This is a genomic window from Ruegeria sp. SAZD013, assembly GCF_059612525.1.
The window spans coordinates 39130-54249 of sequence record NZ_JBXWQT010000028.1 but is presented as its reverse complement, the minus strand read 5'-3'; the positions used below and the strand labels follow the sequence as shown (position 1 = coordinate 54249).

At 57.9% G+C, this 15120-nt stretch carries 16 protein-coding genes; 9 read left to right on the top strand and 7 right to left on the bottom strand.

Going from position 1 to position 15120, the window contains the following annotated elements; translation table 11 throughout:
- Positions 1-3 precede the first annotated feature (3 nt).
- From holA to AC2FLU_RS14480, 4 genes are all read right to left on the bottom strand, one after another.
- Positions 4-1032, bottom strand: coding sequence for a DNA polymerase III subunit delta (gene holA, locus AC2FLU_RS14495; RefSeq protein ID WP_480474149.1), 1029 nt, complete (start codon positions 1030-1032; stop codon positions 4-6).
- The gene (gene lptE / locus AC2FLU_RS14490) at positions 1029-1520 is read right to left on the bottom strand and encodes an LPS assembly lipoprotein LptE (RefSeq protein ID WP_496715306.1); all 492 of its coding nucleotides are present in this window, start codon (positions 1518-1520) and stop codon (positions 1029-1031) included. Before lptE ends, holA begins: the two co-directional genes overlap by 4 nt.
- Positions 1507-4095, bottom strand: a complete 2589-nt coding sequence (leuS, locus tag AC2FLU_RS14485) for a leucine--tRNA ligase (RefSeq protein WP_496809482.1) — start codon at positions 4093-4095, stop codon at positions 1507-1509. The genes lptE and leuS overlap by 14 nt, the downstream gene beginning before the upstream one ends.
- 72 nt (positions 4096-4167) lie before the next feature.
- Entirely contained in the window at positions 4168-4653 is a 486-nt protein-coding gene (locus AC2FLU_RS14480) for a DUF3576 domain-containing protein (protein ID WP_480555066.1), read from the bottom strand.
- Positions 4654-4934: 281 nt separating this feature from the next.
- Here AC2FLU_RS14480 and AC2FLU_RS14475 point away from each other — a divergent pair, with 281 nt between their 5' ends.
- Both AC2FLU_RS14475 and AC2FLU_RS14470 read left to right on the top strand, forming a co-directional pair.
- Positions 4935-5954 (top strand): porin, encoded by a 1020-nt coding sequence (locus tag AC2FLU_RS14475; protein WP_496809481.1) that lies wholly within the window; start codon positions 4935-4937, stop codon positions 5952-5954.
- Between the two features lie 99 nt (positions 5955-6053).
- Entirely contained in the window at positions 6054-6713 is a 660-nt protein-coding gene (locus tag AC2FLU_RS14470; protein ID WP_496715302.1) for a YggS family pyridoxal phosphate-dependent enzyme, read from the top strand.
- Here AC2FLU_RS14470 and AC2FLU_RS14465 read toward each other — a convergent pair.
- On the bottom strand, positions 6697-7197 hold the full coding sequence (locus AC2FLU_RS14465; protein ID WP_496809480.1) for a L,D-transpeptidase family protein: 501 nt from the start codon (positions 7195-7197) through the stop codon (positions 6697-6699). The two genes, AC2FLU_RS14470 and AC2FLU_RS14465, sit on opposite strands and share 17 nt — an antisense overlap.
- The gene (gene ribA / locus AC2FLU_RS14460) at positions 7194-8285 is read right to left on the bottom strand and encodes a GTP cyclohydrolase II (RefSeq protein WP_480474143.1); all 1092 of its coding nucleotides are present in this window, start codon (positions 8283-8285) and stop codon (positions 7194-7196) included. Before ribA ends, AC2FLU_RS14465 begins: the two co-directional genes overlap by 4 nt.
- 162 nt (positions 8286-8447) lie before the next feature.
- Between ribA and AC2FLU_RS14455 the strand changes: the two genes are divergently transcribed.
- From AC2FLU_RS14455 to AC2FLU_RS14430, 6 genes are all read left to right on the top strand, one after another.
- Positions 8448-9134, top strand: a complete 687-nt coding sequence (locus tag AC2FLU_RS14455; RefSeq protein ID WP_171724917.1) for a response regulator transcription factor — start codon at positions 8448-8450, stop codon at positions 9132-9134.
- Positions 9135-9372: 238 nt separating this feature from the next.
- Positions 9373-9765 carry a GFA family protein gene (locus tag AC2FLU_RS14450; protein ID WP_480517840.1) on the top strand — a complete coding sequence of 131 codons (393 nt, stop codon included), beginning with the start codon at positions 9373-9375 and terminating at the stop codon, positions 9763-9765.
- Between the two features lie 73 nt (positions 9766-9838).
- Entirely contained in the window at positions 9839-10627 is a 789-nt protein-coding gene (locus AC2FLU_RS14445) for an exodeoxyribonuclease III (RefSeq protein ID WP_496809479.1), read from the top strand.
- A 75-nt stretch (positions 10628-10702) separates the two neighbouring features.
- Entirely contained in the window at positions 10703-11617 is a 915-nt protein-coding gene (gene trxA, locus AC2FLU_RS14440; protein ID WP_496809478.1) for a thioredoxin, read from the top strand.
- 26 nt (positions 11618-11643) lie between these two features.
- The gene (locus AC2FLU_RS14435; protein ID WP_209504974.1) at positions 11644-12285 is read left to right on the top strand and encodes an LON peptidase substrate-binding domain-containing protein; all 642 of its coding nucleotides are present in this window, start codon (positions 11644-11646) and stop codon (positions 12283-12285) included.
- Complete coding sequence (locus AC2FLU_RS14430) at positions 12282-12467, top strand: Trm112 family protein (RefSeq protein ID WP_209504973.1); 186 nt, start codon at positions 12282-12284, stop codon at positions 12465-12467. Before AC2FLU_RS14435 ends, AC2FLU_RS14430 begins: the two co-directional genes overlap by 4 nt.
- Here the strand turns inward: AC2FLU_RS14430 and AC2FLU_RS14425 are convergent.
- Positions 12464-13726 (bottom strand): FAD-dependent monooxygenase, encoded by a 1263-nt coding sequence (locus tag AC2FLU_RS14425; RefSeq protein ID WP_480517838.1) that lies wholly within the window; start codon positions 13724-13726, stop codon positions 12464-12466. The two genes, AC2FLU_RS14430 and AC2FLU_RS14425, sit on opposite strands and share 4 nt — an antisense overlap.
- Before the next feature lie 52 nt (positions 13727-13778).
- On the opposite strand from AC2FLU_RS14425, the gene AC2FLU_RS14420 reads away from it, so the two are divergent.
- Entirely contained in the window at positions 13779-15107 is a 1329-nt protein-coding gene (locus tag AC2FLU_RS14420) for an amidase (RefSeq protein WP_480539611.1), read from the top strand.
- Positions 15108-15120: the final 13 nt, after the last annotated feature.

The window sequence follows — 15120 nt, the reverse complement described above, 5'->3', positions numbered from 1 at the left end:
AACTCAGCGCGACCGCGCAAGCATCGCCAGACGAATCATTGCGCGCTCGACCAGTGCCATTGAGGGGGCGGTCTGTCCGGCGGAGCGCAGGGAGAGGTCGGTATCCGTCAGAACGGTCAGAGCAGTTTGCAGCTTGGGCGCGCCCCAGCCCTGTGCCTGACGCAGAATACGGTCACGCCGTTTGCCGTAAACCGGCGGACGCAACTTGCCGATACCCTGCGCCGCACCACCGGGATCCGAGGCGCAGGCATAAAGGGTGCGGAAATGCCGGGTTGCCCCAATACACAGAGTTACCCCGTTGGTACCCTGTGCCTGCAAACGCCGGATCAGTGGTCCGATCTCACCGGCGCGGCCTTCTGCAACCACGTTCAGCACGTCGTCAAGCGCCGCCTCGGTCGAACGCGGGGCGCAGGCTTCGATGTCTTCCATGGTCAACTCAGAGTTGTCACCGCGCTTGTAGAGCGACAGTTTCTCAATGGTTTGGGTAAAGTCACCAGGGCTGAGACTGTTGGCCAGTTCGTTGATGGCAGACGTGACATCGCGGGGGATGTTATTCAGATGCGCCTCGGTCAGAACCCGCTCGACCTCTGCACGCGATGGCGGGTCGTCATAAATGCCTATCGCATAGGCCGCGGGATGCCCTTCGAACGCTTTGCGGATTTTCGAGTTTGGTTTCAGCTGACCAGCCGTCACGATGATCTGAGCGTCGCCGGGGGTCCAATCTTCAAGTGCGGCCAGAATCGCAGGCGAGGCGGTTTCGGTGGCGTCTTCCACAAACACCGCGCGCGGGCCGGGGAAAAACCCAACCGCCTTGACCGCGTCCAGCAGAGACGCCGGATCGCCGCGCAAGTCGCCACCCGGCAGGCGGGTCAGGCGCATTTCCTCTTCCGCACCAGGACCAAGCAGGGCGGCCAGAACCTGCTGCCGCTTAAGCGCCACCCGCATGGCATCTGCACCATAGATCAGCAGCCCGGTCTTGTCCGCATCCGGCTTGGCGAAATACCCGTCAGCCTCGCGCGGGCTCAACTTCATTTGGACAAGCCCGGTGTTGAATACAGGCGGTTCACTATATGCCCGGACAGGATCACCATCAGGCGTTCTTTCGCATCGCGTTCGTCAGCCAGCGTCGACACGGTAGAGCCCGAAGCAGAATAGCCCACAAAATCGGTTACGGTGCCGGACGCTGCGACTTGTCCAGTTTCATTAGATTTCAACGCGTATTGGGCCCGTCCATCAATCGTGTACCGCGTTGTCTCGTTCGTCGTGGTGATGGCCGCGCCGCGGGTTTCGGTCGAGACCTGAACATCCAGAGCGTAATCGCTGATAGAGCCCGCGCTGCGGCCCAGTTGTTGTTCAAGGTTCTGAACCAGAAGATAGCTTTCAACGGTATTTGGCGCAGATACCGCCACCCGACCGAACAAGGCAGAGCCTGACCCACCCGGAGCATAAACCGGTTGAAAGCCGCAGGCAGCCAGCGCCAGCGGCATCACAAGCAATGTTCTGCGATCAAACAACGACATTCACGATCCGGCCCGGAACAACGATAACTTTCTTCGGCGCGTTGCCATCCAGCGCCTTTTGGACAGCTTCGGTGCTGAGCGCGATATTTTCAACCTCGGCTTTGTCCATATCTTTTGGAACGCTGATTTCCGCGCGACGCTTGCCGTTGATCTGGATCGGCAGGGTGACGGTGTCATCAACCAGCATCGCTTCATCCGCGACGGGCCACCGGGCGACAGCCACAAGGCCCTCACCGCCCTGATGCGCCCAGATATCTTCCGCCAGATGTGGCGTCATCGGCGACATCAACTGGGCCAGTGTTTTGATTGCCTGTTTCTGAGCCGCCGCACCGGCCTTGGATTTTGCCAGTGTATTGGTGAAGGCGTACAGTTTGGCGATGGCTGCGTTGAAGCCAAAGCTTTCGACACCCAATGTCACGTCGCGGATGGTTTTGTGCATCTCGCGCAACAGATCCTCATCGCCTTCGCCCGCTGCATCGGCGTCCATGGCGCCGATCCTGTCACACAGATTCCAAACGCGATTCAAGTGCTTATAGGCGGCTTCGGCCCCTGCGGCCGTCCATTCCACGTCCCGTTCGGGTGGCGAGTCGGACAGCACGAACCAGCGGGCCGTGTCGGCCCCAAAGGCTGAAATGATGCTGACCGGGTCGACCACGTTCTTCTTGGATTTCGACATCTTGGCCGACGGGATGATTTCGACCTTTTCACCAGTCTCCTTAAGGTAAACGCCGTCTTCTCGACGTTCTACCTCCTCAGGAAGATGATAAATCGGCCTACTGTTTTCAAATCCGTCGCTAAAGGCTGATGAGAACGCACCTTTTTTGTAGGTGACATAAATCTCATGCGTCACCATGCCTTGCGTGAACAGCGCGTCGAACGGCTCGATGGCCTTCTTCGGCAAGTGCCCGGTGAGGTGCATCGCCCGCGCAAAGAACCGGGAATATAGCAGGTGCAGAATCGCGTGCTCAATGCCGCCGATATACTGGTCGACATTCATCCAATACTCGGCCTCAGCCAGATCGGTGGGTGTTTCCGCACGCGGAGCGGTAAAGCGCGCGAAATACCACGACGAATCGACGAAGGTATCCATCGTGTCGGTTTCGCGCTTGGCCGGAGCACCGCAGGAGGGGCAGGAACAATCGCGCCAGGTCGGGTGGCGGTCCAGCGGGTTGCCGGGTTTGTCGAATGTGACATCGTCAGGCAGGCGGACCGGCAGGTTTTCCTTTTTCTCGGGCACCACGCCGCAGCTTTCGCAATGCACGACGGGAATCGGACACCCCCAATAGCGCTGACGGCTGAGGCCCCAGTCCCGCAGACGGTATTTGGTGACACCCTCGCCCCAACCGGCTTGTTCAGCAAAATCGACGGTGGCGTTGATGGCTTCTTCGCCTGTCGCCTCGGTCAAACCGGCGAAGTGGTTCACCCAGCGGACTTTCTCGGTTTTCGGCGGGACGAATGCAATTTTGTCGACAGGCGCGTCGTCATCCAGTGCAAAGAATGTGTCGACCACAGGAAGGCCGTATTTGCGGCAAAAGTCGAGGTCACGCTGATCATGCGCAGGGCAGGCAAAGATTGCGCCCGTGCCGTAATCCATCAGGATGAAATTGGCGATCCAGACCGGCAGTTCCCAGCTCGGGTCCAGCGGGTGCTTGACCTTGATGCCTGTGTCAAAGCCCAGCTTTTCGGCGGTTTCTATGGCTTCCTCAGTGGTGCCACCTTTGCGACATTCGGCCACGAATTCAGCCACTTCTGGATTTTCGGCTTCAAGCTGTTTTGCGATCGGGTGATCGGGCGAGATGCCAACGAAAGATGCGCCCAGCAGCGTGTCGGGGCGGGTTGTATAGACGGTGATCGGATCGCCGCCGTCTGTGCGTTCAAAGCCGAATTGCAGACCACGGGATTTGCCGATCCAGTTCTCCTGCATCAGGCGCACTTTGGCGGGCCAGTTGTCCAGAGTGTCCAGCGCATCCAGCAATTCTTCGGAATAGTCCGAGATCTTGAAGAACCACTGGGTCAGCTCGCGTCGCTCTACCAATGCACCCGAACGCCAGCCACGACCATTTTCAACCTGCTCGTTGGCCAGAACGGTCATGTCGACCGGGTCCCAGTTCACCACAGCGTTTTTGCGATAGACCAGCCCGGCATCGAGCATATCGAGGAACAGCGCCTGTTGCTGGCCGTAATACTCGGGGTCGCAGGTCGCGAACTCACGAGACCAGTCGATGGACAGGCCAAGTGGTTTCATCTGGTCGCGCATGTCGGCGATGTTGCTGTTGGTCCAGTCCTTCGGATGACCCCCGATGGCCATCGCGGCATTTTCCGCAGGCATCCCGAATGCGTCCCAGCCCATCGGGTGCAGCACGTTATGGCCTGTCGCCAGCTTGTGCCGGGCGATCACGTCACCCATCGTATAGTTGCGCACATGCCCCATATGGATTCGGCCAGACGGGTAGGGAAACATCTCAAGCACATAGTATTTCGGCTTGTCCGCCTTGTGGTTAGCGGTGAAGATCCCGGCCTTGTCCCAGGCCTCCTGCCATTTTGCTTCGATTTCAGTGGCCGAGTAGCGCGACATTGTGCGGTCCTTCGTGAATGAAAACGCCGGGTAGGAACCCGGCGTGGTAATATTGTGATTTTCGGCGGGTTGCTAGAACTTGTTGTCTGCTATGCGTAGTTGCCGGGCGCGCGACAGAATCGCATCCTCGACTGCGCGGGATGTTGCAGCGCTTACCGGGGCCCCTCCGCTTGATTGCAGCGCAACCGACAAAGAGCGCGCGGCAAGCGCCGGATCGCTGATATGAACAGTTGCCCGGTAGGATCGGCCGCCGCCCGGAGGCGTGCCATAACCCGTTACGATTACACCGGTAAACGGATCAACCTCTTGCACTGGCAGGAAGCTCAGCACATCCAGCGAAGCCGCCCAAAGATACCGGTTCACGTTTGTTGTCTGTTCGGCGGTGCTGCGGTCAAAGATGTCCCAGATAGTTGCCCGCTCGGGGTCATTCAGCTCCTGTTCGTCCGAATTGCCGCCAGCGAGGTTGGGGGAGTACGTTGTCGAAGTGTTTCGATTCTGCCCACATGCCGAAAGAGCGGCGGTCAGCAGGATCATTCCCAAAATCGTCGGCAGGCGCATTGCAAACAGGTCCTGTTTCACATGTTCTACAGTATTCAGGGGATACTCCTAGCCAAGGACCCCCGCTGCAACAAGCCCATTCTTCTGAAATGTAAGTGTATCAGCTGCATCGGGGCGAAAACTGACTGTGGCATCCTTGCACCAATTTGACCTCAATGACGCTGACGTCTTTATGCCAAGCTTGCGCAAAGGGGGCAAAAAGAGCGAAACGGTGTCCGTGCTGAGACATGTGCCGAGGCATATGTCGAGTAGATAACTCTTTTGAAACCGAGGGAAACAAGATGAAAAAAGTTCTCTTCGCATCGACGGCGCTGATCGCGACCGCAGGCGTTGCAGCAGCTGAAGTTAACTTCAGCGGTTATGGCCGCTTTGGTATTGGCTACGTTGAAGATCGTAGCGGTACCGTTGTAAACGTCCAGACAACCGGTACCAACACAGGCGTTGGTACTGCGGTTGTTCAAACTGACGACGCGATCCTGGTCTCGCGCTTCCGTCTGAACATCGACGGTATTGCAGAAACCGACGGTGGCGTTCGTTTCGAAGGCCGCGTTCGTCTGCAAGCTGACGAAAACAGCGGCAACGGTGAAGCAAACTCCGCCGGTCTGAACGGCGCACGCTTCTCGGTCATCTACGGTGGCCTGCGTGTTGACGCCGGTAACGTTGCAGGTGCCTTCGACAACCTGGCAAACTACTACGGCAACGAAGTTGGTCTTGAGCTGTTCGCAGGTCAGTACTCGGGTGTTGACTACAGCTTCCTGGGTTACTCGTCGACCGGTTCGGGTTCGAACGCCGTGTTCTTCCAGTACTCGGTTGGCGACTTCTCGTTTGGCGCATCGTACGACCAAGCGACTGCAGCTCTGAACGGTGCACCTATTAGTGCAGACCGTTGGGACATCAGCGCAACCTACACCTTCAACAACATCACAGCTGCTTTGGCCTACGGCCAGACCGACGCTGGTGTTGCTGGTGTAAGCGATCCGAGCCTGACCGTTCTGACCCTGGGTGGCGAATGGGGTGACTTCGGCGGTACTCTGTTTGTTGCAGACGACGCAACTCAGGTTGCAGCAACTGACGGCACCGCATGGGGTCTGTCGGCAACCTACAACGTTGGCGCCGCAACAACCCTGATCTTCGCTTACGGTGACGGTAACGCGTCTGCTGATACTCAGCAGGTTGCTGTTGGCGCGATCTACGACCTGGGCGGCGGTGCATCGCTGCGCGGTGGTATCGGTGTCAACGACTGTGACATCTGCGCAGACTCGACCATGGTTGCTGACTTCGGTGCTCAGTTCAACTTCTAAGCTGATCTGAACCGCAAGGTTTAAGGGCGGGTCTTCGGACTCGCCCTTTTCTTTTGCGCCGACTTGGTGTTTTTCTGCGCAAAACAGGATGAGGGTCTCATGTCGCTGCAAGACATCACCGCACGTATCGCCAAAGCCGAAGCCAGGTCGGACAGACCGGCTGGTTCTGTCAAACTGATTGCCGTGTCCAAAGTGCAGCCGAATGAAAGGGTGCAGGCGGTTCTTGAGCAGGGGCACAGATGTTTTGGCGAGAATCGCGTGCAGGAAGCAGCAAGCAAGTGGCCCGCGTTCAAAGAACAGTTCGAGGGTATTGATCTGCACCTCATTGGCCCGTTGCAGACCAACAAGGCCCGTCACGCAATGGAACTGTTTGATGCGATCCATTCGGTAGATCGACCCAAACTGGCCAAGACACTGGCGCGTTTGGCACAGGAAATGGGAACCTGTCCGGACCTGTTCATTCAGGTCAACACCGGTGAGGAAGACCAAAAGGCCGGTATCCTTCCTGCGGACGCGGATGGTTTCATTGCCGAGTGCAGGTCATTGGATCTGCCTGTGTGTGGATTGATGTGCATTCCCCCGGTCGATGAAGAGCCGACTTTGCACTTTGCGCTATTGGCCAAAATCGCCGCACGCAACGGGCTTGATGGATTGTCTATGGGAATGAGTCAAGATTTCGAACAGGCCATCGCCCTTGGCGCGACACATGTGCGCGTTGGCTCGGCCATCTTTGGCGAACGGGTTAAACCTCAGGAATGATCAGCCGTGATCCGGGGGCAATGCGCCCTGCGATCCAGTGCAGATGATCCCGGCGAAAGGCAATGCAGCCTTCGGTTGGATAACCGGGTCTGCGCCATTGGTGCAGAAAAATCGCTGACCCTCTGCCCGGAACCGCGTTTGGCCAGTTCCAGTCGGTCAACAGAATCAGATCATATAACGGGTCGGCGCGGCGCAGCTTTTCGTGGCTGAATGCATAGGGTGCGCTGACCATGTGGTTGTATCTGCTTTCAGACACGTCGTCAGACCACAAGTCCCGTGGGCCAATGGCACGGGCCCATTTGCTGGGGGCGGCCATTCGGTCGGCCCGGTACAGCATACCGACGATTCGATGATGTCCGGTTGGGGTCGCGCCATCGCCTTCGCGTTTTGCGTTGCTCAACCCGCCTTTGCCCACGGAACAGGGGAACTCCCTGCCAAGAAACCGGATGCCGCGCGGGGTCAGAACAAGATCGTTTGGGGTCAAAGCAGATGGCCCGACTTCTTGGCCTTGGTTGCCAGGTATCCCCGGTTGTGAGAGGTTTCGCCAACCCTCAGAGGGACACGCTCGGTTACTGCGATACCTGTTCGCTCCATCATGGCGATCTTGGCCGGGTTGTTGGTCAGCAAGCGGACAGAATTGAAGCCCAGCGACTTCAATATGTCCGACCCAAGCCGAAAATCGCGCTCATCGTCCTCAAAACCCAGCCTGTGGTTCGCCTCAACAGTGTCAAAACCCTGATCCTGAAGGAAATAGGCGCGCATTTTGTTGGCCAGACCGATACCGCGCCCTTCCTGATTCAGGTACAAAAGAACGCCTGCACCTTCTGCCCCCATCTGTTCCAGGGCACCGCGCAGTTGCGGGCCGCAATCACATTTCAGGCTTCCCATCAGATCGCCGGTGAAACAGGCAGAATGCAATCGGGCCAGCACAGGCTTGTCGCGGTCCGGGCGTCCGATCTCGACGGCGTAGTGCTCTTCACCACCGTCTTCAGGTCGGAATACGTGCAACCGACCGGCTTCGGACACCTCCATCGGAAGGCGGGCCGCGACGACTTCGTGCAAAGTGCTGCGATCCGCCAGATGAGGTGTGGCGCGCGTGTGATCAATGCATGTCAGACCGTGCGACGCGGCAAATGCCCTGCCGTCCTCGACAGGTACCACGACCACAGCGGGAAGGATGCGCGCGGATTTGGCCAATGCAATTGCGATACGGTGGAGATTGGCATTACCGTGCCGCTCGGTCATCAACGGGCCCTTCATGGGTGCGTTCAGATCGTCGGAAGGATCGGCAACCGCCTGTACCCATGCGATATCCGCATCCGCCGGGATCGATACACGTGCCAGATCCCCGTCGTACGCCCGCGCTTTCAGGGTTTCAGCACGTCGCCCAGTTATGGCCACCACCGGACTCCCTAGTTTTTTCAGGTCGGCCAGACGCTGCGGGCTGAGCGTTTCGGCAGAAACCGCAAGCACGCTGAAGCCGCTGTCATCAGTCAGTGCAACGGGAACGCCCATGCGCAGATCGGCCCGGGCCCGGGCGAGAAGTTCCGTGATGTCGGGGATGAGACTCATCAATGTTACCCTATAACGCTCAATCTTTCTCCTAGCTCTTTCGAAAGGAAATGTGAAACATTTCCGCGAACTCTGACACGAAGGCGTGAAACGGTTGCAGCAAATCTTGTTGATTGCATATTCCACGCGCAAGTGATGGAAAAGCGTTTGGAGGACCGGGAAATGGCTCAACTCAAGAAAATCCTGCTAGTGGACGATGATGAGGATCTGCGCGAGGCGCTCAGCGAGCAACTTGTCATGACCGAAGACTTTGACGTGTTCGAGGCGTCGGACGGTCACTCTGCCATGGAGCGCGCGCGCGAAGCGATCTATGATCTGGTCATTCTTGATGTGGGTCTGCCGGATACCGACGGGCGCGAACTGTGCCGCCTCATGCGCAAACAGGGTGTCAAAAGCCCGATCCTGATGCTGACCGGTCATGACAGCGATGCCGATACGATCCTGGGCCTGGATGCCGGCGCGAATGACTATGTCTCGAAACCATTCAAATTCCCGGTGCTTCTGGCACGTATCCGTGCGCAGCTTCGCCAGCACGAACAGTCTGAAGACGCTGTATTTGTCCTTGGCCCCTATACGTTCAAACCGGCGATGAAGATGCTGATCACGGAAGAGGACAGAAAAATCCGCCTGACCGAGAAGGAAACCAACATCCTCAAATTCCTGTACCGCTCGACTGACGGCGTGGTGGCGCGGGATGTGCTGCTTCACGAAGTTTGGGGATATAATGCCGGTGTTACAACGCATACGCTGGAAACCCACATCTACCGCCTGCGTCAGAAGATTGAGCCCGATCCGTCAAATGCGCGCCTTTTGGTCACAGAATCCGGTGGATATAGGCTGGTGTCTTAACTGGGTGTGGATTGACTTGGATCAAAGTGATACCCTGTACTCATAATTAGGTTACTCCCAACCCGCGCATGTCCGGGTTATGACATGCACCTCCCTGTTGGACTGCCGGGCCGAATGGCCCGGCTTTTTTCTTTTCTGAAGGGCGAGATCATGCGCCGCCTATACCGTCACAGGCGTTGCGAAATCCATTTTGTTCCTGTAATGTTCTAATTCTTGCGAAAGGTTGGAGGAGCGCGTGATGATCGAAGGAAGCTGTTTGTGCGGGGCGGTGAAGTTTAACCTGAAGTCTCAACCATCCGTGATGGGAACCTGCCATTGCTCAAGATGCAGAAAAGCCGGGGCCAGCACAGTCGTATTTGTCAACAAAGAAGACTTGGTGTGGGTTCGGGGAAGGGAAAACGTAACGCTGCACCAGCCTGATCCGCCTTACAAATACGGCAGGTGTTTCTGCACGAAATGCGGGACATCTTTGGGCGAAATCACTTCAGAAGCAGACAGTTTTCCAATCGCTGCAAACGCATTGGATACTGGGTTAAAGCAGAAAGTTCAGTTTCACGAATTTGTTTCGGAAAAGCCGGACTGGTACGAGATTTGCGACGATGCCCCCCAAAATGAAAGCCACCCGTCCTAGCTTTTCTTTTCTGATGGCACCCCACCCCCCACCGCGTTAACCTTCGCCAAATCGCGACAGAGGAATCCTCGCCATGCCATTCACACTTGCCACCTGGAACATCAACTCGGTCCGACTGCGCGAACCTATCGTGCTGAAACTGTTGGAAGAAGAGGCACCGGATGTTCTGTGTTTGCAGGAATGCAAGTCTCCGGTTGAAAAGATCCCGACCGAAGGGTTCGCGGAGCTGGGCTATACCCACATGATTGCCCGTGGCCAGAAAGGATATAATGGCGTCGCCATCCTGTCCCGCCTGCCGATAGAGGAGGTGGGCGACATGGATTTCGCAGATCTCGGCCACGCACGCCACATAGCCGGGCGGTTGGAGAATGGTGTCACGATCCACAACTTCTATGTCCCCGCTGGCGGTGATGTGCCAGATCGTGAAGTGAATGAGAAATTTGGCCAAAAGCTCGACTATCTCACGGGCATGCGCGATTGGTTCCACGCAGAAAAGCCGGAAAAATCCATCCTCGTCGGCGATCTGAACATTGCCCCGCGTGAAGATGACGTCTGGTCACACAAACAATTGCTCAAGATCGTCTCGCACACTCCGATTGAAGTGGAACATCTGGCCGAGACCCAGGACGCGGGTGGTTGGGTCGATATCACCCGGCAGGATATTCCCGAAGGGCAGCTTTTCAGCTGGTGGTCCTACCGGGCCCGCGACTGGGATGCGGCAGACAAGGGGCGGCGGCTGGATCATGTCTGGGCCACGCCCGATATTTCGAATGCGGGTCATTCCAGTCGCATTCTGCGGGATGCGCGTGGGTGGGAGAAGCCCAGCGACCATGCGCCGGTCTTTGCGAGTTTCGACATCTGAACTGAAACTCTGCCCTTGGTTTCTGCGACAAGCGATTGCATATAGAGCGCAAGTTCGAACGAAAGAGTGATTGCCATGGACATCCTGAACGGCGCAGCCGCCCCAGCCACCGATCTGATCAAGGACGGGACCGAGGCCACTTTCATGGTCGATGTGGTCGAAGCCTCGCAGGAAACGCCTGTTATTGTTGACTTCTGGGCACCCTGGTGCGGCCCGTGCAAGACGCTGGGCCCGATGCTGGAAGACGCTGTTACCGCAGCCAAGGGCGCGGTGAAGATGGTCAAGATCAACGTAGACGAGGCACAGATGATCGCCTCGCAAATGCGCATCCAGTCGATTCCAACGGTCTACGCGTTTTTTAAAGGGCAACCCGTGGACGGTTTTCAGGGCGCGCTGCCGGGGTCCGAGATCAAGGCTTTCGTAGACCGCGTGATCGAGGCGTCAGGCGGGGAAAGCCCCGGTGGTCAATTGGATGACGCGGTAATTGCCGCCGAAGAAATGCTGAGCGACGGCGCAGCGGCAGATGCCGCGCAGACTTTTGCCGCCGTTCTTGGCGAAGACCCGAACCACGCGGCAGCATATGGCGGGCTGGTGCGGGCACATATCGCCACTGGCGATCTGGAGCATGCCGAGGCCATCCTGAACGGTGCACCGGCTGAAATATCCAACTCGGCCGAGGTCGAGGCTGCGCATGCGCAATTGCAACTGGCCAAGCAAGCGGCTGATGCGGGTCCGGTGGCTGATCTGACAGCGGCCGTTGAAGCAGACCCCGAAAATCTTCAGGCCCGGTTTGACCTGGCACAGGCATTGCATGCGAACGGCGAAGTGGAAGAAGCCGTGGCGCAATTGCTGGAATTGTTCCGCCGGGATCGTGAGTGGGATGACGGGGCCGCCAAGACCCAGCTTTTCACGATCTTTGATGCGCTCAAGCCCAATGACCCGATCGTTCTGAACGGTCGCCGCAAACTCAGCTCGATGATATTTGCCTAATTTCTGATCAGAGCTAGAATTGGGACATGATGCATCCCGCCGATCTGCCGGACACCGTATCCGTGTTCCCCTTGCCCGGGGCGCTGTTGTTGCCCCGCTCGCGCTTGCCGCTTCACATCTTCGAGCCGCGCTATTTGCAAATGCTGGACGATGCGCTCAAGACCAAGGAACGGCTGATTGCGATGGTCCAGCCAAATCCTTCGGCCCATGATGAGAACAAACTGCACCGCATCGGATGCGTCGGGCGTGTGACCCAGTTTTCCGAAACGGAAGATGGCCGTTATCTGATCACGCTGACCGGTGTGTCCCGGTTCCGCGTGGTTTCAGAGTTGGACGCTTTCACGCCATACCGGCGGTGCGAAGTTTCGTGGGACGGCTTTGACAGGGATCTGGGCAAGGCCGAAAACGACGACAGGTTCAATCGCACCAAGTTCCTAGCTTTGCTGGAACGCTTCTTTTCGTCCCGGCAATTGTCCACCGATTGGGCTTCTCTGAAAGATGCCGAGGATGAATTGCTGGTGAACTCGCTGTCCATGTTGCTGGACTTTGACCCGGAAGACAAACAGGCCTTGTTAGAGGCCCCTTGCCTGCGCACACGGCGCGAGACGCTGATGACATTGATAGAATTCGCAATGCGAGGCGGATCGAATGAGGAAAAACTGCAATGACTGACCCTGAACACGCCTTTGATCGCCGCATGCTCGAAGCTCTGGTCTGCCCGCAGACGCAAACGACCCTGCGCTATGACGCCGAAAGGCAGGAACTTGTGTCACAGGCCGCAGGTCTGGCTTTTCCCATCCGCAACGGCATTCCGGTCATGCTGGTCGACGAGGCACGGCAGCTGGACTAAATTGGCTGCCCTTGCAGCAGCTTGGGCAAATCTCCGGTCAAACCGGCGGCTTCGCGGACGAAACCGCGCTGCAACCCCGGCAGTGCGCCGACAATTCCCATACCAACGTCTCGCCCAATGCGCAGCAACGGGTTGTCGTTCGAGAACAGTTTGTTGAAAACATCCGTTGCCATCGCAAGAGCAGCGGTGTCGAACCTGCGCCATTCCTGATAGCGTTCCAGCACCATAAGCGACCCGATGTCTTCGCCGCGCCGCCCTGCCAAGGTCAGAACCTCTGCCAGCGCGCCGACATCACGCAGACCGGCGTTAAGGCCCTGACCGGCAATCGGGTGCATCCCGTGGGCGGCATCCCCGACCAGTGCCAGACGATCAGCGACAAAGGAATTGGCGATGGTCAGGTTCAAAGGATAGGTGAAACGATCTCCTGCCAGGCGGATTTCACCTAGGAAATCGCCGAACCGTGGGCGTAGGACTTGCAGATAGTCGCCCTCGGGCAGGGCGTTGATCTGTTGCGCGGCCTTGGTGCGTTCGCTCCATACAATGGAACTGCGATTGCCGGTCAGCGGCAGAATCGCCAAGGGGCCTGGCGGCATGAAGAACTGATGGGCAATGCCGTGATGCGGCAGCTCGTGTTCAATGGCGCAGACAAGTGCGGTCTGGCCATACTCCCAACCTGTGCGCTTGATACCTGCGCGGCGCGCGGTGCCGCTGTGGCGGCCGTCACACCCAACCAGCAGGCTGCTGTTCACAGTCGAACCATCGTCCAGCGTCACGGTCACTCCAGTGGTGTCGGCTTGTTGCGACACAACAGTCTTGCCACTCAGCTGAGTGATGCGGGGCTCATCAGCCATAGCGTCCAGAAAGGCGCGGCGCAGGTGACGGTCTTCGACCATATACCCCATCGGGCCTTCTTCTATTTCGGCGTGGTCGAAATGCATGAAAAACGGTGACGGGCCTGTACCGGCGTGGCCGTCTGTGACCTTGATCTCCAGCATCGGTTGGGCGTGTTCCGCAACGCGGTCCCAGACACCGATGGCAGCCAGCAAGCGCTGTGACGCCAAGGCCAGCGCATAGGCTCGCCCGTCGAATGCCGCATTCTTGCGGACCTTCTCTTCCAGCGCATCAATCACTGTGACCGAATGTCCGGTTTGTGCCAGAGCCAATGCCAAAGCCGGGCCGTTCAGCCCGCTGCCCACGATCAGAATGTCAGATGCCTGTGTCATGCCCTGCAATATGCGCGCCCTTTCGGGATTGTCCATGTGCAGTCCTGTCGCTACCGTTCTTTCAAGCCAAAAAGCAGGAGGGGGCGGGATGCAGGATTGGTTGACCATGACGGCGTGTGATTTGGGCCGTGGAATTGGGATGGGCCAGATCGATCCGGTTGAATTGACGGAAACCTACCTGTCCGCAATAGACGCCCATCCGCACCGCGACCGCATCTATGCCCGCGTCACCCATGACCGCGCCCGCGCCGAGGCCGAAGCCGCGCAGCAACGCGCGAAGATGGGATTGCGGCGGTCGTTGCTGGATGGGGTTCCCATTAGCTGGAAAGACCTGTTCGACACCGCTGGTACTGCGACCGAGGCCGGGTCGGCGCTTTTGAAAGACCGGGTGCCGGACGCGGATGCACTTGTGGTACGCAACGCAACCCAGATGGGAACGGTCTGTCTGGGTAAGACGCATATGAGCGAGCTGGCCTTTTCCGGCCTTGGATTGAACCCGATCACTGGTACGCCGCCTTGCATTGACGATGAGGACGCCGTGCCTGGCGGTTCATCTTCAGGCGCGGCGGCTTCGGTTGCGTGGGGTTTGGCAGCTGGGGGTATCGGGTCCGATACTGCTGGGTCAGTACGCATCCCATCGGCTTGGAACAATTTGGTTGGACTAAAAACCACCGCCGGGCGGATAAGTTTGGAAGGGGTTGTACCTCTGCGCCTTCGGTTTGACACGGTGGGCCCTTTGGCGCGCTCAGTTGAAGACGCAGCACATATGCTGGCTTTGCTTGAGGGCGGAACGCCTGCCGATCTGCGAGGTGCAAACTTGAAAGGCCGCCGTTTTGCAGATTTGCAAAACGTGGTTAAAGACGATTTGCGCGATGTACCGCGAGTCGCTTATGAGGTTGGTTTGGAACGACTTCGAGACGCAGGCGCAAAGGTTATACCTCTTGAGGTTCCCGAACTTCACAACGCAATGTCCCTGTCTAGTGTTGTCGATCCCACCGAATCGTACGGACTGTGGCGAGATGTGATCGAAGCGAATCCTGATGTAATGTATCCTCCGATACTGGAACGGTTCCGGGCTGGAAAAGACGTATCCGGTCCGGACTACGTCGCTGCGTGGTCGAAGCTGGAAGCCTGTCGCGCGGCATGGGATACCGCCACCGCCGGGTTCGATGCCGTTCTTGCGCCAACCGTTCCCAATCTGCCACCCAATCTGGACCGGTTGATGACCGATCACGACTATTACGTGACTGAAAACCTGCTGGCCCTTCGCAACACGCGGATCGGCAACCTGATGGGGCTTGCGGCGCTGACCCTGCCCACCGGAACGCCCGGTTGTGGGCTGATGATGATGGGGTATCCGAACTCGGAAGAGGCCCTGTTGCGGTTGGGGTCAGCGGCAGAATCGGCATTGGCTTGAATGCCACAATCCA

Excerpts from the sequence above, each read along its gene's own strand:
- holA (WP_480474149.1), bottom strand. The coding sequence starts at position 1,032 with ATGAAGTTGAGCCCGCGCGAGGCTGACGGGTATTTCGCCAAGCCGGAT.
- AC2FLU_RS14475 (WP_496809481.1), top strand. The coding sequence starts at position 4,935 with ATGAAAAAAGTTCTCTTCGCATCGACGGCGCTGATCGCGACCGCAGGC.
- lptE (WP_496715306.1), bottom strand. The coding sequence starts at position 1,520 with ATGTCGTTGTTTGATCGCAGAACATTGCTTGTGATGCCGCTGGCGCTG.
- AC2FLU_RS14445 (WP_496809479.1), top strand. The coding sequence starts at position 9,839 with ATGCCATTCACACTTGCCACCTGGAACATCAACTCGGTCCGACTGCGC.
- AC2FLU_RS14450 (WP_480517840.1), top strand. The coding sequence starts at position 9,373 with ATGATCGAAGGAAGCTGTTTGTGCGGGGCGGTGAAGTTTAACCTGAAG.
- AC2FLU_RS14470 (WP_496715302.1), top strand. The coding sequence starts at position 6,054 with ATGTCGCTGCAAGACATCACCGCACGTATCGCCAAAGCCGAAGCCAGG.
- AC2FLU_RS14435 (WP_209504974.1), top strand. The coding sequence starts at position 11,644 with ATGATGCATCCCGCCGATCTGCCGGACACCGTATCCGTGTTCCCCTTG.
- AC2FLU_RS14420 (WP_480539611.1), top strand. The coding sequence starts at position 13,779 with ATGCAGGATTGGTTGACCATGACGGCGTGTGATTTGGGCCGTGGAATT.
- trxA (WP_496809478.1), top strand. The coding sequence starts at position 10,703 with ATGGACATCCTGAACGGCGCAGCCGCCCCAGCCACCGATCTGATCAAG.
- ribA (WP_480474143.1), bottom strand. The coding sequence starts at position 8,285 with ATGAGTCTCATCCCCGACATCACGGAACTTCTCGCCCGGGCCCGGGCC.
- AC2FLU_RS14425 (WP_480517838.1), bottom strand. The coding sequence starts at position 13,726 with ATGGACAATCCCGAAAGGGCGCGCATATTGCAGGGCATGACACAGGCA.
- AC2FLU_RS14480 (WP_480555066.1), bottom strand. The coding sequence starts at position 4,653 with ATGCGCCTGCCGACGATTTTGGGAATGATCCTGCTGACCGCCGCTCTT.
- AC2FLU_RS14455 (WP_171724917.1), top strand. The coding sequence starts at position 8,448 with ATGGCTCAACTCAAGAAAATCCTGCTAGTGGACGATGATGAGGATCTG.
- leuS (WP_496809482.1), bottom strand. The coding sequence starts at position 4,095 with ATGTCGCGCTACTCGGCCACTGAAATCGAAGCAAAATGGCAGGAGGCC.
- AC2FLU_RS14430 (WP_209504973.1), top strand. The coding sequence starts at position 12,282 with ATGACTGACCCTGAACACGCCTTTGATCGCCGCATGCTCGAAGCTCTG.